This window comes from Rhizobium halophilum, assembly GCF_021648825.1.
In the GTDB taxonomy this organism is placed as follows: domain Bacteria; phylum Pseudomonadota; class Alphaproteobacteria; order Rhizobiales; family Rhizobiaceae; genus Neorhizobium; species Neorhizobium halophilum.
The window spans coordinates 1-22,804 of record NZ_JAKJHS010000019.1 but is presented as its reverse complement, the minus strand read 5'-3'; the positions used below and the strand labels follow the sequence as shown (position 1 = coordinate 22,804).

Genomic DNA, 22,804 nt, shown 5'->3' with positions numbered 1-22,804 from the left:
CTTGGCAAGCATTTTCTTGGATTTGGCCTAAGGCGCGACGTTATTGTCGCAACAAGGGATAGGGAGGGGGCACTGGCCACAGAGCCGAGACATCTGACGCCGTGTTAGTGGGAGCATGCGGCGACGGTGCTTCGGACCCGGCGAGGCGACCCTCTACTGGAAGAGTGACTCCCGCTTGGAGGCGCCTGATCTTCTGCAGTGCCAGCTTGAATTTGCGGTACCCTCGCCACCAGAGGTGGGGCTCTCAACCCCCGAACATGGTTGGTCGATGTTTGCCGGTCTGGCGCAACCAAAAAGCCGTGGCCGGCTGACGTTGACAGGAGCTCAGCACACCGACCCAGTCCTGATCGAGCCAAACACTTTGAGTGAACCCGAGGATATGGCGCTCGCTTTGCGCACAGTCGAACTGTGCTGCAAGCTCGGCAACAGCCAGCTCTTTGGCCCGATTGTGAGGCGGGAAGCCGCCCCCCTCTAGCGTGATCGGGCCGGGATGGAAAGCTTCATTCGCAACTCGGCCGTGACGTTCTGGCATCAGTCGGGCACCGCTAAGATGGGAAGGGATCCAATGTCCGTGGTCGATGCACGCCTGCGGGTTTACGGGGATCGACAACCAACGCATTGCCGACGCGTCGATCATGTCCAAGATCACCATCGGAAACACAAATGGCGCGGTGCGTGGTCATCGGCGAACGGGCAGCAGACATCATTAGAGCCGATAGCGTAACCTGAGCCCACCGTTCGTGAAATCGCCGATGAGACATGGGAGGGGAATTGGCTACTGGCCTGGACTTTCCAAATTCCAGATGTGATGACGTCTGCTTTCTCGCCGTCGCCGATTGATCAGTTCCTGCGCGTTCCATCCGTCTTCTCGTGATCGGGAACCTCCTGCTGAGCCTTTCTCGCTGGCAAAGCGAGCGCTCGCTTATCCTCGATCGTCACATTGGCATCCAGGAAATATCCAGCGCCTCGCTCCGTCCTGATCAGCTTCGGCCTCGACGGGTCTTCTTCAAGCTTGCGACGGAGCCTTAGAACGAGCACGTCTATGCTGCGATCGAACACTTCCTCATCATAAACTCTGCTTGCGGATAAGAGCTGTTCGCGTGAAAGGACGTTTCGAGGGGCATTCAACAGTGCTACCAGAAGATTGAATTCGGCAGCTGTCAGCTTGACTTCCTTAAGTCTGCCATAGACCAGCTTGCGCGACTTCACATCAAGCGTCCAATCACCAAAGCCAAAGATTCTTCGCTCAGTCTTCGCTCTTGTTGGTGGCCGATCCCTTAGTGCGCCCCGAAGCCGGGCTAACAACTCCCGAGTTCCGAAAGGCTTAGTGATGTAGTCAACAGCACCTAACTCGAGTCCGATAACCTTATCCGCCTCTTCCTGACGGTCGCCGCTTATAATGATGATAGGCAGATCCGATGAGCTGGAGATTCTGCGGATAATGTCAAGACCGTCCTCCTGGCCGAGGTTCAGGTCGACGATCATGGCATCGACATTATCCGTGGCAAGAATAGGGGCGAGCCTATGGCTCCCGCTGACGCCGGTGACTTTGAAATTATGTTGGGCAAGGTACCCAGTCAGCAGGCTTCGAATCGCCGCATCATCATCGATTACAAGAACATGTTTCATGCGACCTTCACGACCTGCTTGTTCCTGAGATGAGAAAATCCCCGCCGATTCGGACCTCAGTTTCAGTGGCCTGTGCGCAGGCCAACGGGGGAACATCCCGAGAGCCTTGGACGATAGGCTCGCAAATCCAATCGTCGTCCAGCGCACTCGGCTGGTCATCCTGGTGTGGCATGTTTGAACTCCATTGATATTAGCGCACCCTACACTGGCATCATATTTATCACAACTATCATATCTATCAATTTTTCGGTATGGAATTTGAAAACCGTTGCTCTCTTGTCTCAGGAGTGCCTATGGTCGGAAGAGAAGGAGTACCACCACGTGAAAGAGATTTTGACCACCGCCCAGGCCGCCAAGTTGCTCGGAATTTCGGTGAGAACAGCGCAGCTATGGGTCGAGAGCGGGGCCTTGCCCTCGTGGAAGACGCCGGGCGGCCATCGGCGGATTCCACGCTCTGCCGTCATGCCGTTGATCCAAGGCTGTCATCCACCGCCGCCGCCGACCGGAACAAGGGCGGTAGTGCTGGCAGGTCCCGAAAACGCGCGGGCGTGGCAGGCTTTGAGTGGCTGTGGCTTCGTGGTTGATATCGTAGAAGATTCCTTGCTTGCCGCCATTCGGATTGGCGAAATTCTTCCAAGTCTCATTGTCATAGATGATGATGGGTCGACTGGCCGGCTAGGCCTGCTCGATCGCATACATGTGATCAACTCTCTGGGACCTGCTCTTGTGGCTGTTCATACCGATCAACCCATCCCGTTGCTCCCAGGGCCGGCGCACCTCAGACTCACGAGAAGTTTGTCAGTGCAAGCCTGCATCGATACTATTCAAGCTCAAATCGCACAGCAAAATGCCGTCCCCACGCTTGAGAATGTTCCTTATCCGGTGGGGCCTAACGAGGCCGAGCGCCTGCAAGCCGTCAACACTTCCGGACTTTTGTTTACTCCCCGGGAAACGGCCTTCGACAGATTGATCTTGCTTGCCGCGCGCCTCTTTGACGCGCCGCTCGCACTATTCACACTCCTTACTGCGACGCAGCAATGGTTCAAGGCCGGCATCGGGTACGATGGCGAGTCGACTCCAAGAGAATGGTCGCTTTGCAATTATACCCTTGCCGCAAATGAACTGACTGTTGTTGAAGACCTGACACTCGATCCGCGGGTGTCACAGCACCTGACCATCGACGCTCCCTTCAATTTTCGCTTCTACGCAGGAGCCCCAGTTCGCGATGAGAATGGCTTTGCTCTGGGTTCTGTGTGCATCATCGACCGTGTTCCCCGCCGCTTTGGGGAAGAAGATCGCGACGCCCTTGCAACTTTAGCCGAGGCCGCCTCTCAGATCATTCGTTTTCGAGCCCAAACCCGGGCCTTACGAGGGCTGCGCCCACCGGTGGCGCAAAATGGACAGGACGCTGGTTGGCTAACGAACTGACTGGTATTCCGAATCCGTCAGAGCATCTTCGGCACTCGAACACCAGCGAATATGCCTGGAGAATAGCCAAAGAGTGTATGCATGCTCGCCGAACGAAGCGCTCCCGTTGGCAAGTGGGCCGGCTGGTCGGGCCAAAGATCTCGAAGACTAGTGGATCGGCTTTTGACCCGCCGCTGGAACATGCGCGCCAACCTGCGAGCGAGGAACAGGCCGCTTGGAATACCACAATTTGGCCGCGTACGCGCCAGCAGCTTTGTTACAAGCAGATAACTAGCCATTTTCCCATCGCTCCTGCAGATCCTGGGCAGGCACCTTCCGCTCGTCGCTCGTCGCTCGTCGCGTTATCGAGTTAATTATCGGCTTTGGATGAGATCGGTTGCCCGTTCGCCGATGACCACGCATGGTGCCATTGTGTTTCCGACGGTGATCTTGGGCATGATCGAGGCGTCGGCAATGCGCAGGTTGTCGATCCCGTAAACCCGCAGGCGTGCATCGACCACAGACATTGGGTCCCTTCCCATCTTAGCGGTGCCCGACTGATGCCAGAACGTTACAGCAGAGTTGCGAATGAAGCTTTCCATCCCAGCCCGATCACGCGGGAGGGGGGCCGTCTCCTGCTTCACGAGGGAGCCAAAGAGCTGACTGTTGCCGAGCTCGCGGCACAGTTCGACTGTGCGCATAGCGACCGCCATATCCTCGGGTTCACTTAAAGAGTTTGGCTCAATCAGGACTGGGTCGGTGTGCTGAGCTCCTGTCAACGTCAGCCGGCCACGGCTTTTTGGTTGCGCCAGACCGGCAAACATCGACCAACCATGTTCGGGGGTTGAGAGCCCCACCTCTGGTGGCGAGGGTACCGCAAATTCAAGCTGGCACTGCAGAAGATCAGGCGCCTCCAAGCGGGAGTCACTCTTCCAGTAGAGGGTCGCCTCGCAACCACCTCCTCCGACTTGCTGGGGCTGTAGGTACTCCCAGGTGCAGCCAAACGCGATATGATCCTGGTGGTTCTGTCCGACCCCTGGCAGGTCTTGCACAACGGCAATGCCATGGCGTTGCAGTTCAGCTTCTGGTCCAACGCCAGACTGCATAAGAACCTTTGGCGTATGGACTGCACCAAGCGAGAGGACCACCTCACGCGCAGCCCCTATCCGTAGCAGTTGCCCGTCCAAGACAACTTCAACGCCAACAGCTGTCGTCCCTTCGAAAAGCACGCGTGTAACCAGAGCACCGGTCAACACCGTGAGGTTCGGTTTGTGCATTTGCGGGTACGTGTACGATCTGAAGATTGACTGTCGCTCACCACCGCGAATAGTTAGATCTGCGATCGCAGCGCCACCAGCTCCTTCCATCATTTCCCCATTTGGGCTGTCAAATTTGGGGATACCCATCAGACGAGCGGCTTCTACCGTAACTTCTGCCAATGGCTGCGGAGACGATGGTTGGGCGACATAGACAGGTCCGCCGGCACCGCGCCGCTGTGCATCAACCTTTCCCTGCCAATCTTCAATGCGCCGATAGTAACCGAGAACAGATTCATAACCCCAATTGGGATCGCCTGATTCCGCAGCGAAGTGATCCCAATCTGCCCTATGGCCTCTCGCCCAGACCATCACGTTGATGCTCGAGCCGCCGCCCAAGACCTTTCCCATGCTTAGCGGTAGCCGACGTCCGTTTAGATGAGGCGATGGCTGACCTTCAAACGCCCAGTCATGAGAGGAGCCGAGGTTTAGCGGCCATTGGCCGGGCTGACGGATTGTTGGGGACGTATCCTCGCCCCCTGCCTCAATCAGCAGAACTTGCGCATCCGTCTCCTTGGCAAGACGACCCGCTACAACCGATCCGCTGGAGCCAGCTCCGCAGACAATAAAGTCAAAGGAGGACCGGAGAGCCTCGCGTAGACGCATTTGGTTTGCAAGCACTGACGCCGCACGTTCAATCTCTTTAGTCATGGTCATCCTTGGAGCCTCGTCTGACAAAACCCGAATGGCAGGTCCAGGAGGCACTTTTTACAGAACCGTGTTTCGCTTGAATGTCGACTGACCGGGGGGTGTATTTCATTTGAAGCAAAGGGGAGGCAGGGGAGGCCGCTATCGGCAGTGCGCCAAAAATTGATTGATTTGATAATTTCGATATGTTTGATACATGCACCGCATTGTCGCCTCGAAAGGAATTCCAGTGCAGCACGCACCGTATGAAGAAATCTCTGCCCCTGCAGAATACTTGCCGCTCATCAAAACAGCAGAGCTTGAAGCCGATGCACATCAAGCTTTCCGTCGCTGGCGCGGGCGTGCTCCTATCGCTGTTCATGAAGGCGGCCCGACTTTCGTGCTTCGCTACGCCGACGTCGAACGTCTCAGCAGCGATCCTCGCTTACGCGCCACTGAAACTGGCATTGCGCAACAGCGGGGCTTAGCGGAGGGAGCACTTTATGATTTTTTTGAACATGGCATGCTAACAGCCAACGGAGAGAGCCATGAACGCCGACGACTACCCATGTCGCGCGCAATGGCCAGTCGTCTCGTCAATGAGGTTCGTTCCCACACCAGAGAGTGCGCCGAAACACTCATCGACGATCTCTCAAAGGAACGCCAGTCAGAGTTCGTAAGCAGCTTTGCTGCTCTTTTGCCCGTGTATACACTGGCGCGCGTGCTTGGCATACCGAGAGGGGATGAGGCTGTCTTTTCGCATGATGTCCTGCAACTTAGCAAGTTTTTCCGTCCCGATTCTACTGATCGTGACACTGCGGCGTCGACGACAGCGGCTGAGAATATATACGAATACCTGAAAGACCTCGTTCAGGCACGACGTGAGAATCCCGCAACTGACCTTGTTTCTGCATTTGCATCAGCGACCGACGATGGCGCTCTCTCAGAGGTGCAGATCATCTCGCAGCTTGTTCAGCTTCTGATCGGCGGCACCGAATCTGTGCGCGCAACCATCGTGGCGATGACTGCTAACCTTCTGCTGAAGAAAGACCAATGGCGAGCTGTTTGTCAGTCCCCCAAATTAATCCCAGCCGCAGTGAAAGAAACAATGCGTTATGAGCCGGGAATTGCCGGTCTTGTGCGGATTGTCGCCGAGCCTATTGAAATCGGCCGCTCACTTTTGTCTCCTGGCTCACTTGTTGTGCTTTCCATAATGTCGGCGATGCGAGATGAGACTGTTTTCCCTGCCCCAGACGTGTTCAACATTCATCGTGATGTCTCTGTTGGCAGGAACCTGGGGTTTGGTAGTGGAGCCCATCGGTGCGTTGCGGAAGCTCTGGCCCAGGCGGAACTGGAGGAAACTCTAGCCGTTCTCACTCGGCGCCTCCCGAGCTTGCGCCTGGAAGAAATCCCCGTCCTGAAAGGTTTCATTTTTACCCGCGACCCGACATCCATGTGCGTCTCCTGGTAAAGGCGAGTCCCACGCGGGTGCCACCCCGGTTGCAAGCAGTGCCACATCCGCCACCGTCGTCTTGTCGGTGCGGCGTTCAGGAGTTCTCGCTTAGCCCTGGGCTGCGGCATGCTTCATGCCAAAGCGCTTCGTCAACTTCGTCACGGAAGGAGTCACTCACAGTAGGTCTGCTGCCATGGGATCTGAGGCTCCCAACGCTAGTGGAAATAACCAGTGCAGAACGTCCAGGCGCCTTGAGCGGAGGCGCATATCAGTCGGCCAGGGTACTCAGGCTGCCAGCCCCTCTAGCGAAAGAAGGCGTCAGTGCATGGTAAACAAGGGCAGCTATGCAGCGCTACATCGCGTAGATCAGCGCCTGTTGCGGCTCGCCTGCATGACGGCCTTAGCGATGAGGAGAGCCTGAGGCTGTGGGCGCGGCTGACGCTGATCCCGATGAACCGCATTGGCAAACGCGATGTGCTCTTAGCAGCCATAGATAAGGCCCGCAAAGGCTGAAAAGCATCTTTGGGAGGAGACCATGCGCTTATAGGCCATTCTCCACTACCACCCCTCGTCAGCCGCTTTCTTGGAATCCTGCACGTTGCAACTGGAGACGTGGCGGGTGAGACGCCAAGTGTCTTCGCAGCGGATCCGAACCAGTTGTTTTCGCGGCACGCCGCTCGGCCCGCTTGTGAGACCCCCAACGAGCAAAGGGGCTGGCCTGCCAGCCCCTTGCTGGCGTGCCGGATGCAAACTTCAAGGAGCTGGGGCCTCTTGCTCACGCTTGATCAGGGGAAGGCCGCGAGCGGGCTCGACACTACGTGGGAGCAGGGCGGAGCCGCGCCTGGGCGCGTTACAGGTTCGGTCGCGCTGCCGGTGGAAGTGCTGCAGGACGACAACGCGGGCGGGTTGAAGCCCGTCGCAAGCCGGTCGGCGTCGTTGGCTCGATCGTGCTGTCGCTTTGCATTTGCTCTCAAAGGGCTTGGGGATGCGCGACGAGTCACCCTGCGTCCTACAAACTGCTGCCGGAACCATCAAATGGTAGATGCTGGTGACGTAGGCGTGGGCGAGGGGCTTATTCTACCGGTAGCGTCAACTCAGGCAGCCACCTGATCCTGAGAAAGAAGAGTTTCAAGTTCATGAGTCTGCATCGGTTTGCCCACCAGATACCCTTGCAGTTGATCGCAGCCTGCAGCACCAAGAGCCTTTGCTTGTTGATCAGTTTCGATACCTTCAGCGGTGACAGGAATGTTGAGAGCAGCGGCAAGCGCGATGGTCGCGTTGAGAATACCAGAACCTCGCCCCGGCTCGTCGACGCCCCACACGAGTGAGCGATCCAGCTTCATCCTGTCAAACCCGAACTGTCTCAAGGCTCCGATGCTTGCAAAACCGCAGCCGAAATCATCAAGTGCGAATTGAATGCCTGAGGCCTTCAGCGAATTGATTGCCCGGCGTGCCTGATCCGGATTTGAGATAAGGACCCCCTCGGTAATTTCGAGAGTGAGCCGGCGGGGATCAAAGCTTTCCTTTTCCAGTAGGGAGACAACATCCTCGACGAAATTCGGGTTGCATATCTGGATAGGAGAGATGTTGACCGAAAGAGCCAGGCTTCCCCAACGCCCGGCCGCACGGATAGACGCTGCCAGGATCTTCATCCCTAATTCATCAATCAGGCCTGACCGCTCCGCAAGCGGAATGAAGACATCCGGAGCGACGGAACCTGCATCTGTCTGCCACCGTGCCAGGGCCTCAACGCCACAAATCTTGTTGGTTGTTGTGGAAATGAGCGGCTGGAAGACCGGTCTGATTGCATCTTGCGCAATGGCTTGCCGCAGTTGCCCTTCCAGGCTCGCTATCTGTTCCCGCTCCGCGTCTAGTTCCGGCACATAAGCATAGGCTCGGCCGCGACCGGTCTCCTTTGCTTTATAGAGAGCCATGTCTGCTCGTCTCACCAGTTCCAGCGGGTCAAGTGCTGGGGGCTTGGTGGCGTGGCCGACGCTCCCCCCGATCTCGATCGTCCGGCCGCCGATCGCCAATGCCTTCGCAAGGGATGAAACGATCGCTGCACCAAAGCACTCCGGTGCAGTTGGTCCGATCTGCAACAGGGCAAACTCGTCTCCACCGAAACGTGCCGCGAAAGCTGCCTCAGGGTGAAGCGCCTGCAGTCGCGACGAGACCATTTTCAGAAGCTCGTCTCCGACGGCGTGTCCCCACGCGTCGTTGACGGCCTTGAAGCCATCAAGATCGATAAGATGCAGGGTCAGGTTTTCACCCGGCCGCTCGCCGGCACGCGCTGGTGCGGCAAGCTTCTCTAGAAGGCCTCTCCTGTTTAGAAGCCCGGTGAGCCCATCATGTGTGGCCTGATGGCGTGCATTATCAGCCATTTTCCGGAGCGCGGCGGCTTCTTTTCGACTGCCGATGAGGATCAAGACCAAGAAGGCGAACAGCAAAGTGGCTGCGGTGAGCACATAGGGCTGGATCTGGGCGTAGACGGCGGAGCCAGGCTTATGACTTGGCCACGCAAGATAGGCGGCCGCTGTGCCGTCAAGACCCCGCAGCGGAACGCTCAACAGCTGCTGAGAGGGAAGGGGATGGCGGACCAAACGCAGACCCGCGAGCTGATATTCCGAGGCAATCTGTTCGACGACATCGTCCGAAACAATCTTAAAGAAGCTGAGAACACTGTAGGTCTCATCATCGCTGGAGGACGAGTATGGCTGTACCGCTGCCGATCCGAGCAAGGCAATGTCGTCACCTGCCTTCACGAAGGCCAAGATAGGATCCTGCTCTGGGGAATTGGCCTTTGCTACCTGGACCGCAAAGCTTGTGCCGAACAGCTGATGAGGATCGAACTCTTCCCCCTTGTTGTAGGCGGAGACAATCTTACCGTCCTTGGCAAGGACAATGGCGCCATCATAAAGAGGGTAGTCCTCGGTCGTCTTTCCCCAGTTGTCATAGGTCCAGCCCACAGCGTCGGCTGAATTCACCGCGGTATAGGCATCATCCCAAACCGCGTTATCCCTCACGGTCGCCGCCAGCTTCTGCGAAAAAGATCGCGCTGCCGCCTCCGCTGCGCGGACAGCCCTTGCATCGTCCATGTCATTGGCGGAATCGCGCATGACAAGAATTGAAAAACCTAGAAGGCCTGCAACGGAAAGAGCAAGCAGTAGGGTAGCAAGTGCCGTAACATAGGCTATTGGTCGTGAACCGGAAGAGGGTGTCGCTCCGACGCGCATTCGAACATCCAGATGTAAGAGAAGTGATGTCCGTGGACGGCAGGATGACGTCATGTCCGCATATGCGCTGCATCTACCGACACTAGCTTGAAAACCCTTCTGCAGAGCTAAGCGTGTAGATTAACAGTCGCTGAAGACAGGCTCGACCCCCATGTTGCCAGCCTTCTGGTGCGTAACTCGCGACGGCACCCCCTGGAGCACATCATCTGTTCCGGCTCCATTGTAGGATAGGAAATCGCCGAACTGCGCCATCGTCAGTGGATTGTCATGAGAGGCAAATTCCTTCGGTATGATGGTAGCGACACGAAAAAGCCAATCCTGAACTCCTTGTAAGAGCTTCAGAACAAGGAGAGCCAAAATGAGAACCCCGTCCTGTTTTGTCCTCTCGGTTGCCGTCGGCTTGGCTTGGGCCTCAATCGGCTGCAGCGCGGATGGAGCGCCGACTTCCCAACCGCAAGGGCCGTGCGACGCTCAAGCCACTCAAGGGCTTGTCGGCAAGACCAAGCCAACAGACGAAGCAGCAAAGCGGCTGACCGGCGCCAAGACGGTTCGTCAGATCAAGCCCGGGGACATGGTGACCCAGGACTTCAGAGAGGATCGGGTGACGATCGAGACAGATCCCGCATCCGGACTGGTAACGCGAGCGACCTGCGGCTGATTTTCCAGTGTTTGTCCCCTCCGCGGGACTAACCGTCGTTTAACCATGGGAGCCAGTCGACCCATGAATTTTGGGGGGCTTTGCGTTACCTCCAAAGCTGGCACGGAGCGATCTATGGGACGAAGTCTTTGCGCTTATCTGAGGAATGCACACCACGTGAGGTCAGTGAGGCAGATACATGCTATCACGACCGCGATCTGCGAGGACCCTCATGCATCAACGCATCTGAAGCGGACAAGCTTAGCTTTGACAAGAAAGCTGGAACAGATCATCGATCTCCCGATCGCCAGCGCCCCGTTCCTCGCCTCCATTTGGCGCGACTTCCGCGAACTCCGTGGCCTCCTGGAGAGGGAACACGGGAGACAGGATCTCATGCCGCCCCCGGTTGCTAGGCGTCCTCGTGTTCGACCGCTGATCAACAAAGAAAAAGGGCAAGCGGAAGCCGCGGCCCTTGAGGTTTGAAGGTCAAAGCCTTCAGAGGGGAACAGCTGACGCCAGGACCGGGAAGACCATCCAGACGTCAACCAGCCTCGACATGGGCGTGAGTTTGCCGAAGCGCAATGCCCTGCTGCGGACGTCATGCCTAAGAAGACAACAAAATCATCTTATGGCCGTGGTGCCGCTGGCGCGGGCGGGAGTGATGGATCTCCGGCTCGCTTGGAACAACGTTTGACGGGCTAACGAACATCCGCCGTATGGAATAGGTCCCACCGGCTGGCGGCCGCACTACGTCTTCTGACCGCCTTGATCTAGCACCTGACGGATCTTCCGTGCCAATTCTTCGCGAGAATAAGGCTTCGATAGAAGCTTGACACCGGCATCCAACTTGCCTTCGTGTACGATCGCGTTCTCGGCATAGCCGGAGGTGAACAGCACGGAAATGCCAGGAATAAGCTGTCTGGCCTTCCTTGCAAGCTCTGAACTCCGCAGCGGGCCAGGCATCACCACGTCGGTGAACAGAAGGTCGATCGGAATCCCGCTCTCGATGATGCTAAGCGCGCTCTCGGCGTCCTTGGCGGTAAGCACACGGTAGCCGAGTTCGTGCAGGAGATCGATCACGGTAGCCCGAACTTCTTCGTCGTCCTCTGCCACAAGGATGGTCTCTGTTCCGCCCGCCACGGGTCCCACCTTCGAGTTTGCGGGAGCATCTTCCGCCTGTGCCGAACGTGGAAGGTACAGGTGCACGGAGGTTCCATGACCAACCTCGCTGTCGATCTTGACGTGTCCGCCCGACTGCTTGACGAAGCCGTAGACCATGGAGAGCCCGAGCCCCGTACCTTTACCGACGGGCTTGGTGGAGTAGAAAGGCTGGAATACCTTTTCCAGAACCTCCTGCGTCATTCCGGATCCCGTGTCCGTGACACAGATCATCACGTACTGGCCGGCCCTGACCTCTGCATGGCTTCTGGCATAGGCGTCGTCGAGAAGGGCATTGGCTACTTCGATCGTCAGCTTGCCCTGCCCGTCCATGGCGTCGCGCGCGTTGATCGCAAGGTTAAGGATGGCGTTCTCGATCTGGGCGGGGTCAACCAGGGTGTTCCAGAGGCCCCCACCGCGGATAATCTCCACTTCCACGGCTTCGCCCAATGTTCGCTGCAGCATGTCTCCCATGTCGGAAATCAGGCGGCCCAGGTTCACGACGCGGGGATCCAGCGGTTGCCGGCGCCCGAACGCGAGGAGCTGGTTTGCCAGCTTCGAGCCGCGGCTCACGCCCGCGAGAGCATTGGCTAACCGCCGTTCCGCGCGCTCGTTGCCGGCGACGTCCTTGCCGAGCAGATGGAGATTTCCCGAGATGACCTGCAGGAGGTTGTTGAAGTCGTGGGCGACGCCGCCCGTCAACTGACCGAGTGCCTCCATCTTCTGGGCCTGCCGCAGCGCCTCTTCAGCCTCGTTGCGTGCGGCGATCTCGGCGGCTACCCTCTGCTCAAGGACCTCCGCGTCATGTAGGAGGATCTCGCGGGCTTCGACGATCTCCTGGATGTCCGTGCAGGTGCCGAACCAGTGGTTGATCGTGCCGTCGGCAGAATGAATCGGGGTGCCGCGGGTCTTGAACCAGCGATATGTCCCGGAGCTTTCCCTGATCCTGTAGTCGATATCGTAGGGATGACGTCCCTCAACGGCGCCGAACCAGTGCTCGCGCGTTCGCTCCCGATCATCCGGATGAACGACCAGGTCCAGCCATCCCAAGCCGAGCTGCATTGCCTCGTCGATGCCGGTATACTCCAGCCACTGCCTGCTGAAGTAGTCGCAGTTTCCTTCGGGATCGCAGGTCCAGACAAGCTGAGGCAGGCTCTCGGTCACCGTCCTAAACCTGAGCTCGCTCTCCCGGAGCCCACGTTCGGCCGCAATACGATCGGTCACCTCGTGAAGAGAGATGGAAGCGCCAAGGAATTCGTCGACGGCTCCCCTGATCGGCGCGAAGCTCACTTCAAATGTTCGAAGGCGACCGCCAAGATCAAGGACCGTCTCTTGCCCCGAGCCGCGTCCGCCCGTTCGAGCCGATTGAAGGCCACGCTCCAGATCGTCCACTATCCCCGCCGGTAGAACGTCTGCCACCGGATGACCGACACCATCGTTCGGCATCAACCCGAACAGGTCTGCTGCGGCAGCATTGAATGCGGTGACGCGGCCACCTGGATCCAAGGCCAAAAAGGCGTCCGGAGCCTGGGCCAAAAGCGTCGCGAGGTAGCTCTCGGAGACCAGAAGCTGCCGGGCCCGCAGCTCCCCCGCTTGCTTCGCCTCGCTCTGCCGGACATTGCCGATCTGCAGGTTGATCCGATCCTTCAACTGCGCGATGGAATTCCTGCGCGAACCCTCTTCCAGAGCCGCCTGAAGGACTTCAGCGAGGCCTTGAGGAGTGGACGCGGCGTCAACGGTCCAGGCGGAGGCAAGACGAGGGACGAAGGGAAGGCTTGCGCGGATACGCTTCAACTTGGAGGCGGGGAGCATGAAAACGATCTGCGGCGATGCCGCCGCATGCTGCAGGAGGTCCCGAGCCTGGCTCAGCACGTCCTCAACTTCATCGCCGAAGACCACGACGTCGGCGTCCTTGCCAGTGGCTGCGTCACCAATCAGCAGGGCCGATACCAGTTCAGCAGCGCGACCGACGAGGGTTTTTTTCTCGCGGGTGCCGATGAAGAGGATACGAGCGCTCATGGACATCAAAGCAGAGGGAGGCCGAGAAGGGATCTTCCGAGCCAGGTCTGCAGGAGGTGCGTGGTGGGTGACATGACATGGGCGGCACGCGCATCCCGGTGGAGGCGCGAGATCTGGCTGTTCTCAGCATAACCCCTTCCGCCCACAAGCATCATCGCCGTTTCAGTGACCGACGTGACCGTATGTGCAACCCGCGACTTGGCGGCAAACAGGCTCAGTGCAGCATCCGGTGCTCCGGCATCGGCTGCGCGAGCCGCGCTGCGGATGAGTTGCCGGGAAGCTTCGAGCTCCGTCCAGGCCTCAGCCACCTCGTGCCATAGCACAGGGACCTCGCTTAGGGTCTCTCCGGTGTGGCTGTGCACGCGGGACTTGAGATGTTCTATGGCGAGGTTCAAAGCGGTTCTCGCAATCCCCAGGTAGACGCCCGACATTGCAATAAGAAAATACGGGGCGACGACTTCGAAGACATACCAGATTTGATCGCCTTCAGCACCGAGCAGGTTCTTGGCCGGTACTGTCGCATTGCGCAGGAGGACTGCTTTGGAGCTATTGCCTCGCATTCCTACCCCATGCCACGCCCCCTGCCATTCAAGCCCTTCGGTGTCGCCCTCGATGACAATGCAACTAAAAGCGCCTGGATCGAGCTGGCTACCTCGTGCCACGGCGGAAACAACATAGCTGTCCGCGTGTCCGCCGCTGGTGACGAAGCTCTTGTGGCCGTCGATCGAGTACTGGTCGCCCTGCAGATGGAACTGGCTCTGAGGGAGAAAGAAGTGTGAACCCGTCATCGGCTCGCTTAGGGCGAGGGAGGTGACGTGTCGTCCCTCGGCAATGGGGACGAGGAAACGTTCCTCCTGATCGCGTGTCGCCTTGGCCGCCAATACCTTTGCCGCCACGCTGTGCATGCCGAAGCACATGGCGGTCGAGCTGCACGCCGCACCGAGTTCCTCGGTGACGACCGCAAGAGCAAGCAGCCCTTGCTCCAGTCCTCCGAGGCGCTTTGGAATGTGCAGGCCCATCAGGCCGCACCTCGCTATTGCCGCCATGCCTTCGGCAGGCCAGACGCCCTCTTGATCGACCTTTGCGCAGATAGGAAGCAGATTCATGGCCGCGACGTCTGCTGCCAATGACTGCAGTGCAAGAAGATCCGGCTCGAGGCCCGAAGCACTCATGTTTTACCTGCTGCGAAGTGGTGTCTGGGGTGGATATAGCGTGATGCCCGAGGTACGCCTAGCGCTCTCGGGGGGAAATCGTGGATCATGCGGGCGCAGAGAGGAATGATCCCGTCCGATGCAACGGGAGAAAAAGCTTATCGTAGCAGAGGCTGCTCACGGACTGGCCCCGGAAACTTGTTCGCGTTCGGCTTCGCGTTGGAGAGGGTTGAGGCGCCCCAATTTTGGGTTAGCGGGAGCTGGATTAGACGCGCCAGGAAGAACATCTGCTATCGCAACAAACCTATCAGCAACTCTGCGACGTGCTGTAGCCCTGCATCATTGGTTCGGCGTCGGTGCCAAGCGAGGTGCAGAGTGAAACCGTTGACAGGGATGGGCGTTGCGAAGGTGTGCAATCTCCCGCTTGCTTGCACGACGCGTGATGGCAGCATAGCAACCATGTCAGACATCCGCAGCAAAGCCGGCACCATCTGAAACGTAGGCACTACCAGACCTATTCGTCGAGAATGGCCCCGTTTGGCCAGTTGAGCATCAACGGGGCTACGTTGGTCTCCCCGCCCAGATACCAGGATATGCGGGAAGCTGAGCCAGCTTTCGAGGTCGAAGTTGTCTGTAACTGGATGGCCCTCACGCGTTGCCACGACGTAATGTTCGGTCAGCAGCTCCTCTCGCTGAATGTCCTCGTCGGTATCCGGGAAGACAGAGATTGCAATATCGGTGGCGCCGTCGACAAGAGCGGATTTTGCCGCATCGGCTCCGTGCCAAGGTTGAATCACGAGATCAATTCCAGGTGCCGTATCGTGCAATTTCTCCAGCAAGGGGCCCATCACGAGCAAAGCGGGATAGTCTGCCATGCTGATGCGAACAGTCTGGCGGATGTCGGCCAAGGAAACATTCGGCGGATCAACCAGATCCGTCACGTTGGCCAAGAGAGATTTCAAAGAAGCACGCAAAGACACTGCTTTGGGGGTAAGGCGCATCGTTCCGCGCCCACGTTCAAGAAGATCATCCTGGAACAGGTGACGACAACGCTGGAGAGCCGCCGAAGCTGCAGGTTGAGAAAGCCCAAGGCGGCTGGCGGCGCGGCTGACATGGGCTTCATCCAGCAGCGCGTCCAGGATCACCAGGAGGTTAAGATCGATAGAACGTAAATTCATGCCATCGATAATACGCTAGACAGTCTATCGATTGGAAGAATTTTCAAAGGTGCGCCAACATCGTCTCATCTCAACGCAAGGAGACAATGATGTCTAAGGCCCTAGTCCTCCTCTTTCACCCGATCTTTTCCCACTCGAAGGCCAATGCTGCGTTGGCCAGCGCGGTTGCCGATATGTCCAACACTGAGCTGGTTGACATGTATGCTGCCTATCCCGGCGGCATCGACATGTTCCGCGACGGCGAAGCTGAGGCAGCGAGGCTTTTGGCCGCGGACCATATCGTGCTGCAATTTCCCGTTCAGTGGTACTCAACGCCGCCGCTCTTGAAGGCATGGCAGGATGCCGTTCTCACCCGAATGTTCTATCTCGCCTACGAGAAGGAAGGTCGACGCCTGGAAGGAACGCAGCTCATGATTGCCGCCACGGCAGGCAACACTCCCGATTCCTATCAACCCGGCGGGCGCAACATGTTTCCCATGAACGAGCTCTTCGCCCCCTTGCGTGCCACGGCGCATCGCTGCGGGCTCCTGTGGGCAAAGCCTTTTGTGCTTTACAAGGCAGACAAGTTGACGCCCGCCGAGTTGAAGGTCGCAGCTACTGACTACACCGATGCTCTGCGCGATTGGATAGGTGTCACTTCGGCAGAAAAGGCGGCCTGAACATGACCAAGACGCACGACACTCTCGTGGACCTTCACCTCGGCACGCCCGGTTGGTTCACCTTTTGCGCCCGACTTCTCCCACTGGGGCTGTTTGGGCAGTTCCTTAGTGCTGGAATCGCGCTTTTCCAGAAAAGTTCGCTCTGGGAGATGCATGCCGCGCTGGGTGGGGCGCTGTCGGTGCCCATCATCATGTTGTTTGGAGGCTCCCTCATTGTCTACCGCCTCCGAGGCTTTGTCTGGTGGGCCGGGCTTCTCGTCCTTCTGTTTGTGGTACAGGTATTGCTTGCCGTAGGCGGATCCCCGCTGCCTCTGTCGCTACACCCGCTCAATGGTGCAATCTTGCTCGCAGCAAGCTTTATCCTTCTGTTCAAGGTAGAGCGACGCCGTCACAGCTAGTCCGCCATTGGCTGACGCCACACGGCGCGTGGTAGTAGCGCCCAAGGAAGGGGACATTGCGTCCTTAAGACCGGTCACAAGAACTACGGGATTGCCATCTTCTCTCTAGTCCGGAAAGAGGATGGAGAAGTCGGCGGGTCTTCGATTCAAGTGATCTTTCGGGGAAGGCAAGACGATCATTCAGATGACGACCTACTTGTTGCGACGGCCGGTGCGCCTATATCAACAACGACGGCATTGTTCAGAGCGCTGAACCCTCTTCAGCGCTCGCAATTGCCGCAGTCGCTCAGACCTTTGACCACGGATGTACTGGCAATGGTGAGAATGCGATGATGAGGAAGGTCGGTGCCGTTTCGGCTCGGCCTTTTTTCTCGCCTGCAAGTCGCTCTAGCGCAGTTTAGAGGTCATACCCATATTTCCCGAAACCGCAGGGAGACGTCATGTCTGAGTTCATAAGCTATCTGTTTGCCATTCTGGTTGTCGGGCCCCTTCAGGCAGAGGTTTCGGAACGGCTTCAAGGCGTGTCGTCAGCTGAGATTGTTCAGGCCGGTCGTGCGTGCATCTCGGAAGAGGCGCCGAGGCTTCTGCAGCGAGCACAGGCCGATTGGGCTTGGGCGGCCGCCAATGCCATTGGCGTCGGCGTGGGTCTGGTCGATCCGCTGACATTGCTGGAGGGCGAGAGCCAGCAGTGCAATCGTGCGTTCCATGCACTTTCGGGTGCCAGCCAGGATGGAGAAGCCTGAAGATCAACGTCTTCGCGCCACGGCACCCACGGCCGCGCCGACTGCGATTCCAGTAGCGATCCTACAGCCGCGCTGTCACAGACAGCCGAGCCGATTGCAGCGTCCAGTCCAGCACATAAAGCGGTACCTAATGTCATCCGACATAGGCACGCACCGGTGTGGCAACAGTTGGAGTTCTTGCGGACAACGACGCTTCAGTCGGGAACGCAAGCGCAAGTAGGCGCCGTAGAGGTTCAAGGGTGGCGACTATAGCCGCTCCTTCTGGAGCTCTTTCCATGACGTCCGCCGGCCCTATCTCTTCCTTCATAAGAAGGAGCTCGCATGTCTGACGCTGAACTTGCCCCAAAAAAGCGGTCACTGATGGAGAAGAGAGCGGCTACCCACGCAGCCGCGCTAGCAATCATCGACGAGGAAGCGGCTGATCGCGAGAAGAAGACTAAAAGGCTGCGCGCGTTACGGCTAGCGCAGCCGGTGGCCGTGCCAGAGAAGCAACGGAGGCGCGGCCGCTAGGTCAGCAGAACTTAAGCGGCTGGAACGCGCGGCATTCGCAAGTCAACAGGTCTCATCTGGTCGCCGCGCGTTCCAAGCGTCAAGGAGAGACGCGCCGCCAGAACAGCGGTGTACAGCCTCAAGAGAGGCAGCACGAAGCTACATCGCGGTTGAAGATGATGGATGTCGAAGAGGGGTCTGTAGCAGGAAATAGTGGAGAGGTCGCAGGCAAAGAAAAAGTCGAGAAGTTGCCTCGGGTCAGGTGGGGACACGTGGAGCTCCTCGCTGGGGTGTGCCGGGTGCTTGCGGCGGTCATGAGCGATCCACCCAGGCGTGCAAGCACCGTTCTGCTGATCCCGGTTGTTCTAATCGTCATGCTTGCGGAGGCATTGGGCTGCGAAGCTTCTTTTACTACGTTGGGACACGGGCCTGATGCAGTTCGTCTTGATCGTAAGCCATCGTCCATTGCTCCCCCTGATTGGCGGAATCGATGCGCTCGCTCTCGCCCAGTCCATTCTGGCCGCCGCCACTGGTGGATTTGCCTATTCGACCACTGCAGGTCGTTTTACGAAAGCGCGGCCGAAACGATCTAAGCAGCCCGGCGCTCATGACGGTCGGGCAACGCCGGATTCCGACCTCTATCGCAGACCGTGACCATGTGGCTGACCGCTCGGGCCGACAGCGGAGATGGTTTTTTTGCTTCGCGCCTGCGATCACGCATAGAGCCTGCCCCCGCGAAGGCCTCAGAGCAGGCATTGCCGTTGGCGGCGGCGTCACCTGTGTCGTCATGTCTGCTGCACCGACGAGACGATCCGTTCAAAGAAACGAAGCGGCTCCTCCCCCGCCAGGCGTGCTGCCTCAAATACCAGTCGGTTTTCTCGTCGAGCCGCTCCTTCCATTCTCGTCAATGCTGCGACGACCTTTGCCGGCGGTTTTTGGGTCAGCGTTATCGCAAGTGCTTTTGGCCCCGCCTCGAGCTTGGTGAAGCCCAGGCGTGCAGCAACAAGCTGCAGACGGTTGGTCCGCAAAAGAAGCAGTACGTCCTGCGGCAGCTCGCCAAACCGGTCCTCGAATTCCTCCTCCAGATCGTCCATCTCGCGGGGTGTCGATGCGCGCAGCAGTTTAGCGTAGAGATTGAGCCTGACGGCCGGGTCGGAGACATAATCCGCCGGTATCCTACCTGCCACGCCGAGGTTCAGGATCGCTCGCTGCGGAGTGGTCCGGGCATTTTTGCGCGATCTTGCGACGGCGCTCGCAAGCAGTTTCTGGTACAGGCCGATGCCGATCGCCTTGATGTGCCCGGCCTGGTCCTCACCCACGAGGTCGCCTCCACCGCGCAGATCAAGATCGCGCAAGCTGATCGCCAAGCCGGAGCCGAGCCGGTCGTTCTCAACAAGGGCCGAAAGCCGCAACCGCGCGTCCTCCGGCAATTCAACCCCCTCTTCGGTCAGGAAAGTAGCCATGCCCTGGGCTCCTGCGCGTCCCACCCGTCCGCGCAATTGATGGAGCTGCGCCATCCCGAAAAGCTCTGCACGCCAGACAAACATGGTATTTGCCCGCGGCACGTCGAGGCCGTTCTCGATGATGTTGGTAGCTAGCAGAACATCTCCGTCGCCTTCCGCGAAACCAACAATTGCTTCATCGATGGCCGCCGCCGGCATGTTGCCGTGCGCAAGCTTGACCGAAAGCTCCGGTACGATCTTGCGAAGTATCGCCTCGACCTCTTCCATGTCCTTGATGCGGGGAACCACGAAGAAGCTCTGCCCGCCGCGGCGATGTTCGCGCATCAGGCCGGTGCGTAGGGAGGCGCTGTCGAAGGCTGCAAGTGCGGTGCGCACGGGCCGGCGTTTGCTCGGTGGTGTCGTCAGGAGGCTGACCTCCTGAATGCCGACCATAGCCGATTGCAGGGTCCGGGGGATGGGTGTCGCCGACATGGCAAGCGTGTGCAGCGCAGGTGCAAGTTCATTCATCATCCGTTTCTCTCTCAGGCCGAAACGGTGCTCCTCATCCACGATCAACAGCGCAAGACGGTCAAATCGGGCATCCTTGGCGAGGACGGCCTGGGTTGCGACGACAACGCCAAGCGTTCCGTTGGCCAGCGCCGCCTTCACCTGCTTTGCCTCGCTCTGCTTGACCAGGCGCGACAGCATCCCGATTGAGATGCCGGTCCCCGCGAAGCGGTGCTGGAAAGTCGCGAAGTGCTGGCGCGCCAGTACGGTGGTCGGGGCAATAACGACTACTTGCCCTCCAGCAAGTGCCACCGCTGCGGTTGCCCGCAAGGCGATCTCCGTTTTGCCAAAGCCGACATCTCCGCAGATAAGGCGGTTCATCGGGCGACCGGACGCGAGATCGGAAAGCACGCTCGTGATGGCCTCAGCCTGATCGCGCGTTTCGGCGTAGGGAAAACGCCTGGTGAAGGCGGCGAAAGCTGCCCGCGGCGGCACGAATCTCTCCGCCTCTGTTGCCTGCCTCTGCTTTGCGATCGTCGCGAGATGGCGAGCGGTGGACCGAATGTCCCTTGCGATCATTTCGTGCTTCTTCTGCCAAGCCTCTGTATGAAGCCGATCGAGGGTGACGGCTTCGGGCTGAGAGCCATAGCGCCACAGTTTTCCGAACTCCTCCATTGGCACGAGGATGGATGCCCCATCACGATATTCCAGGCGGGCGGCGTCGTGATGCACACCCTCGATATCAACATTTTCCAGATTTCTCAGAACCCCGACACCGTGCTCCTCGTGAACCACGACATCGCCAAGTTGGAGCTCCGGCTCGGCAAGCAGGACGTGCGAGTTGTTGATTCCGCTTCTGTGGTCGGCCGCGACAACGGCAATATTGTACTTGGTATCTAGGAATCCGTGCTCCAGTTCACATTGTAGGTCCAGCAGGCTTCCGGCCTCGGCCTCCAAGGCCTCTTGCCAGGTGTCGACAGAGCGAGCTGCCGTCCCGGCTGCCTTAGCCAGACGCCGACGAAGCGCCTTGAGACTCTCGCCTGTTCCCGCAATGAGGATTTTCCGGCCGTGCTTCAAGCCGTCTTGCACGAACTTGACCATAGCCTTGCGCGGCTCGGTGTCGAAAGCCTCCGTCGGCAGGTCACCACCTTGTTCCAAATCGAGCGTCCCGGCGGGCAGCCTTCCGGCAAGCCGTTCCCAATCTTCACGGCTGATGTAGAGCGAGCGAGAGGAGGCGCTGTCCCTCTCGCCGAAACTCATCCGGGACTGCCTTGCGTCTTCAATAATGTCGAAGTAACGCTTGACCCGTTCTGCGGCACCGGGGGCAATATCCACGGCGACATCGCCCAGCACATCGAATACCGTCGGCATGTCTTGATACAAGCGGCACATCAAGCCTTCCATAGTGCCCACTATTGGGTCCAACCCTTCCGCACACCCGTCGGTCGCAATGGCTTCAGAGGCCGGGCCCAATGTCACCGCGTCCAACAAGCTTTCGGTGCGTTGGGACACGCGATTAAATCCCCTCAGTTCCAGAAGGTAATCGTCCTTTGACAGGACGATCCGCATCGGACCAGGGGCACCTGCGGGATAGATGTCGATGACACCCTCGCGAACCACCACTTCGCCCGGATCGTCAGCAACACCCTCTTCAACATAACCCGTCCGCCGGATGAATTTTGAGAAGGCGCGGCGGTCAAACGGTTTACCCACCACCAGAACAAGCTTGCTGTCTTTGATGACGCTTGCCGGCGCAGTCCGTTGAATCACCGCCTCTAGCGACGTCACAAGCATCTTCGGCGCGAGACTTCGTGCGTTCCAGATCCGCAGCGCATCCATTCGCCTGCCCATGCAATGGCGCGAGGGTGGTACACGATCGAAGGGAAGGCAGTCCCAAGGCGGCAAGACAAGAAGCTGGACATCGGGAAAAAGGGCGCTGACCGCTCCAGCGATCTCGCCAGCTGCGCCTTCGCTCAGCGCCACATAACACCGCGATCCCGACTCTCGCAGGGAGGCGACGAGTCTGGTTGCGACCAGACCCGCTGGTAGATTGGCGGCTTCTGTCCGTTCGGCTGCAGCAAGAGGCGTGGAGGAATGCTTATCTTCGAACTTAATGACGCTCACATGAACCTGCCAGTCTTGCGTCGGCGATGTGCCGGCCTGCAAGAACCCCGTCGTCATCGGCTTGTTCCGCTCTCGCCGCTGCAAGTCGTCGAATTCCCCCTTGCACGTGGTCGCTCCTATCTTAAGCCCGATTCGCCAAACGGGAGGCGGCTGCCCATGCAGATCGGATTGTGGCGATGAAAGACGGACGCGTCGTCGCCAACGCATCACCAACCAAGATACTGAAGCCGTCAACCCTGCTGGAAATTTCAGAGTGTATATGGGGGTGGAAACGGTAGACGGAGCCCCCGTGGTTCTGCATTTTCAGCAAGCTGAAGGCTATGCTACGGCAGCGGCTCTAGCCTGAGAGTGACCCTCATCTTCGTCGTTCCCTCCTAATTTCCCTTTCCCTTGAATGCCGCGAATTCTGACGCTATATTGCGTCATAATCATTGGCACCAGAGTTCGGAGGTAAAGCCATGGGAATTGCGCAATACGCCGACGAAGGGCTTTTTTCGCCGCGGAAGATTGCTGACGTCCTGCGCACCACAAGCGAGGAAATCGCCCGCACGGCCGGACTCGGCAAGGATGCGATCCAACGGAAGGACCGGATTGGGTCCGACAGGACGCAGCGCCGTCTGCGCGAGATGACCGA

Annotated in this window: 15 protein-coding genes and 1 pseudogene; 9 read left to right on the top strand and 7 right to left on the bottom strand. The window is 58.5% G+C overall.

What is annotated here, in order from left to right; all coding sequences use genetic code 11:
• Positions 1 to 142: 142 nt before the first annotated feature.
• Positions 143 to 729 (top strand): annotated as a pseudogene (locus LXM96_RS20235) (GMC oxidoreductase); the annotation flags it as partial.
• Positions 730 to 840: 111 nt separating this feature from the next.
• Here LXM96_RS20235 and LXM96_RS20230 read toward each other — a convergent pair.
• Complete coding sequence (locus tag LXM96_RS20230) at positions 841 to 1,629, bottom strand: response regulator (protein ID WP_317208286.1); 789 nt, start codon at positions 1,627 to 1,629, stop codon at positions 841 to 843.
• A gap of 174 nt (positions 1,630 to 1,803) precedes the next feature.
• On the opposite strand from LXM96_RS20230, the gene LXM96_RS20225 reads away from it, so the two are divergent.
• Positions 1,804 to 3,057: a GAF domain-containing protein gene (locus LXM96_RS20225; protein WP_240000371.1), complete on the top strand. Its 1,254-nt coding sequence runs from the start codon at positions 1,804 to 1,806 to the stop codon at positions 3,055 to 3,057.
• A 353-nt stretch (positions 3,058 to 3,410) separates the two neighbouring features.
• Here the strand turns inward: LXM96_RS20225 and LXM96_RS20220 are convergent, their stop codons facing one another.
• The gene (locus LXM96_RS20220) at positions 3,411 to 4,958 is read right to left on the bottom strand and encodes a GMC family oxidoreductase (RefSeq protein WP_240000376.1); all 1,548 of its coding nucleotides are present in this window, start codon (positions 4,956 to 4,958) and stop codon (positions 3,411 to 3,413) included.
• A 238-nt stretch (positions 4,959 to 5,196) separates the two neighbouring features.
• Between LXM96_RS20220 and LXM96_RS20215 the strand changes: the two genes are divergently transcribed.
• Together LXM96_RS20215 and LXM96_RS21685 are read left to right on the top strand one after the other, a co-directional pair.
• A complete protein-coding gene (locus LXM96_RS20215; RefSeq protein WP_240000370.1) occupies positions 5,197 to 6,450 on the top strand; it encodes a cytochrome P450 in 1,254 nt (417 codons plus the stop codon).
• Between the two features lie 303 nt (positions 6,451 to 6,753).
• Positions 6,754 to 6,945, top strand: a complete 192-nt coding sequence (locus LXM96_RS21685; protein WP_317208285.1) for a DUF2783 domain-containing protein — start codon at positions 6,754 to 6,756, stop codon at positions 6,943 to 6,945.
• Positions 6,946 to 7,526: 581 nt separating this feature from the next.
• Here the strand turns inward: LXM96_RS21685 and LXM96_RS20210 are convergent.
• Complete coding sequence (locus LXM96_RS20210; RefSeq protein ID WP_240000369.1) at positions 7,527 to 9,665, bottom strand: bifunctional diguanylate cyclase/phosphodiesterase; 2,139 nt, start codon at positions 9,663 to 9,665, stop codon at positions 7,527 to 7,529.
• 358 nt (positions 9,666 to 10,023) lie between these two features.
• Here LXM96_RS20210 and LXM96_RS20205 point away from each other — a divergent pair, with 358 nt between their 5' ends.
• Positions 10,024 to 10,323 carry an I78 family peptidase inhibitor gene (locus tag LXM96_RS20205; protein ID WP_240000368.1) on the top strand — a complete coding sequence of 100 codons (300 nt, stop codon included), beginning with the start codon at positions 10,024 to 10,026 and terminating at the stop codon, positions 10,321 to 10,323.
• Between the two features lie 726 nt (positions 10,324 to 11,049).
• On the opposite strand, the gene LXM96_RS20200 is transcribed toward LXM96_RS20205, so the two are convergent.
• From LXM96_RS20200 to LXM96_RS20190, 3 genes are all read right to left on the bottom strand, one after another.
• A complete protein-coding gene (locus tag LXM96_RS20200) occupies positions 11,050 to 13,479 on the bottom strand; it encodes a hybrid sensor histidine kinase/response regulator (RefSeq protein ID WP_240000367.1) in 2,430 nt (809 codons plus the stop codon).
• A 5-nt stretch (positions 13,480 to 13,484) separates the two neighbouring features.
• A complete protein-coding gene (locus LXM96_RS20195; RefSeq protein WP_240000366.1) occupies positions 13,485 to 14,651 on the bottom strand; it encodes an acyl-CoA dehydrogenase family protein in 1,167 nt (388 codons plus the stop codon).
• 269 nt (positions 14,652 to 14,920) lie between these two features.
• Entirely contained in the window at positions 14,921 to 15,808 is an 888-nt protein-coding gene (locus tag LXM96_RS20190; RefSeq protein ID WP_240000365.1) for a LysR family transcriptional regulator, read from the bottom strand.
• Positions 15,809 to 15,897: 89 nt separating this feature from the next.
• On the opposite strand from LXM96_RS20190, the gene LXM96_RS20185 reads away from it, so the two are divergent.
• The 4 genes from LXM96_RS20185 to LXM96_RS20170 all read left to right on the top strand — a co-directional run bounded on the left by LXM96_RS20185 (position 15,898) and on the right by LXM96_RS20170 (position 18,118).
• Positions 15,898 to 16,467 (top strand): NAD(P)H-dependent oxidoreductase, encoded by a 570-nt coding sequence (locus LXM96_RS20185; RefSeq protein WP_240000364.1) that lies wholly within the window; start codon positions 15,898 to 15,900, stop codon positions 16,465 to 16,467.
• 2 nt (positions 16,468 to 16,469) lie between these two features.
• Complete coding sequence (locus LXM96_RS20180) at positions 16,470 to 16,865, top strand: DUF6220 domain-containing protein (RefSeq protein WP_240000363.1); 396 nt, start codon at positions 16,470 to 16,472, stop codon at positions 16,863 to 16,865.
• A 440-nt stretch (positions 16,866 to 17,305) separates the two neighbouring features.
• Complete coding sequence (locus LXM96_RS20175) at positions 17,306 to 17,608, top strand: hypothetical protein (RefSeq protein ID WP_240000362.1); 303 nt, start codon at positions 17,306 to 17,308, stop codon at positions 17,606 to 17,608.
• 321 nt (positions 17,609 to 17,929) lie between these two features.
• A complete protein-coding gene (locus LXM96_RS20170) occupies positions 17,930 to 18,118 on the top strand; it encodes a hypothetical protein (RefSeq protein ID WP_240000361.1) in 189 nt (62 codons plus the stop codon).
• A gap of 764 nt (positions 18,119 to 18,882) precedes the next feature.
• Here LXM96_RS20170 and LXM96_RS20165 read toward each other — a convergent pair.
• Complete coding sequence (locus LXM96_RS20165) at positions 18,883 to 22,227, bottom strand: DEAD/DEAH box helicase (protein ID WP_240000360.1); 3,345 nt, start codon at positions 22,225 to 22,227, stop codon at positions 18,883 to 18,885.
• Positions 22,228 to 22,804 lie beyond the last annotated feature (577 nt).

What these genes read in the sequence shown, in the direction of transcription:
- LXM96_RS20230 (WP_317208286.1), bottom strand. Translation starts at nt 1,629, where the DNA reads ATGAAACATGTTCTTGTAATCGATGATGATGCGGCGATTCGAAGCCTG.
- LXM96_RS20220 (WP_240000376.1), bottom strand. Translation starts at nt 4,958, where the DNA reads ATGCGTCTACGCGAGGCTCTCCGGTCCTCCTTTGACTTTATTGTCTGC.
- LXM96_RS20215 (WP_240000370.1), top strand. Translation starts at nt 5,197, where the DNA reads ATGCACCGCATTGTCGCCTCGAAAGGAATTCCAGTGCAGCACGCACCG.
- LXM96_RS20210 (WP_240000369.1), bottom strand. Translation starts at nt 9,665, where the DNA reads ATGCGCGTCGGAGCGACACCCTCTTCCGGTTCACGACCAATAGCCTAT.
- LXM96_RS20205 (WP_240000368.1), top strand. Translation starts at nt 10,024, where the DNA reads ATGAGAACCCCGTCCTGTTTTGTCCTCTCGGTTGCCGTCGGCTTGGCT.
- LXM96_RS20200 (WP_240000367.1), bottom strand. Translation starts at nt 13,479, where the DNA reads ATGAGCGCTCGTATCCTCTTCATCGGCACCCGCGAGAAAAAAACCCTC.
- LXM96_RS20195 (WP_240000366.1), bottom strand. Translation starts at nt 14,651, where the DNA reads ATGAGTGCTTCGGGCCTCGAGCCGGATCTTCTTGCACTGCAGTCATTG.
- LXM96_RS20190 (WP_240000365.1), bottom strand. Translation starts at nt 15,808, where the DNA reads ATGAATTTACGTTCTATCGATCTTAACCTCCTGGTGATCCTGGACGCG.
- LXM96_RS20185 (WP_240000364.1), top strand. Translation starts at nt 15,898, where the DNA reads ATGTCTAAGGCCCTAGTCCTCCTCTTTCACCCGATCTTTTCCCACTCG.
- LXM96_RS20180 (WP_240000363.1), top strand. Translation starts at nt 16,470, where the DNA reads ATGACCAAGACGCACGACACTCTCGTGGACCTTCACCTCGGCACGCCC.
- LXM96_RS20175 (WP_240000362.1), top strand. Translation starts at nt 17,306, where the DNA reads ATGTCTGAGTTCATAAGCTATCTGTTTGCCATTCTGGTTGTCGGGCCC.
- LXM96_RS20170 (WP_240000361.1), top strand. Translation starts at nt 17,930, where the DNA reads ATGTCTGACGCTGAACTTGCCCCAAAAAAGCGGTCACTGATGGAGAAG.
- LXM96_RS20165 (WP_240000360.1), bottom strand. Translation starts at nt 22,227, where the DNA reads ATGACGACGGGGTTCTTGCAGGCCGGCACATCGCCGACGCAAGACTGG.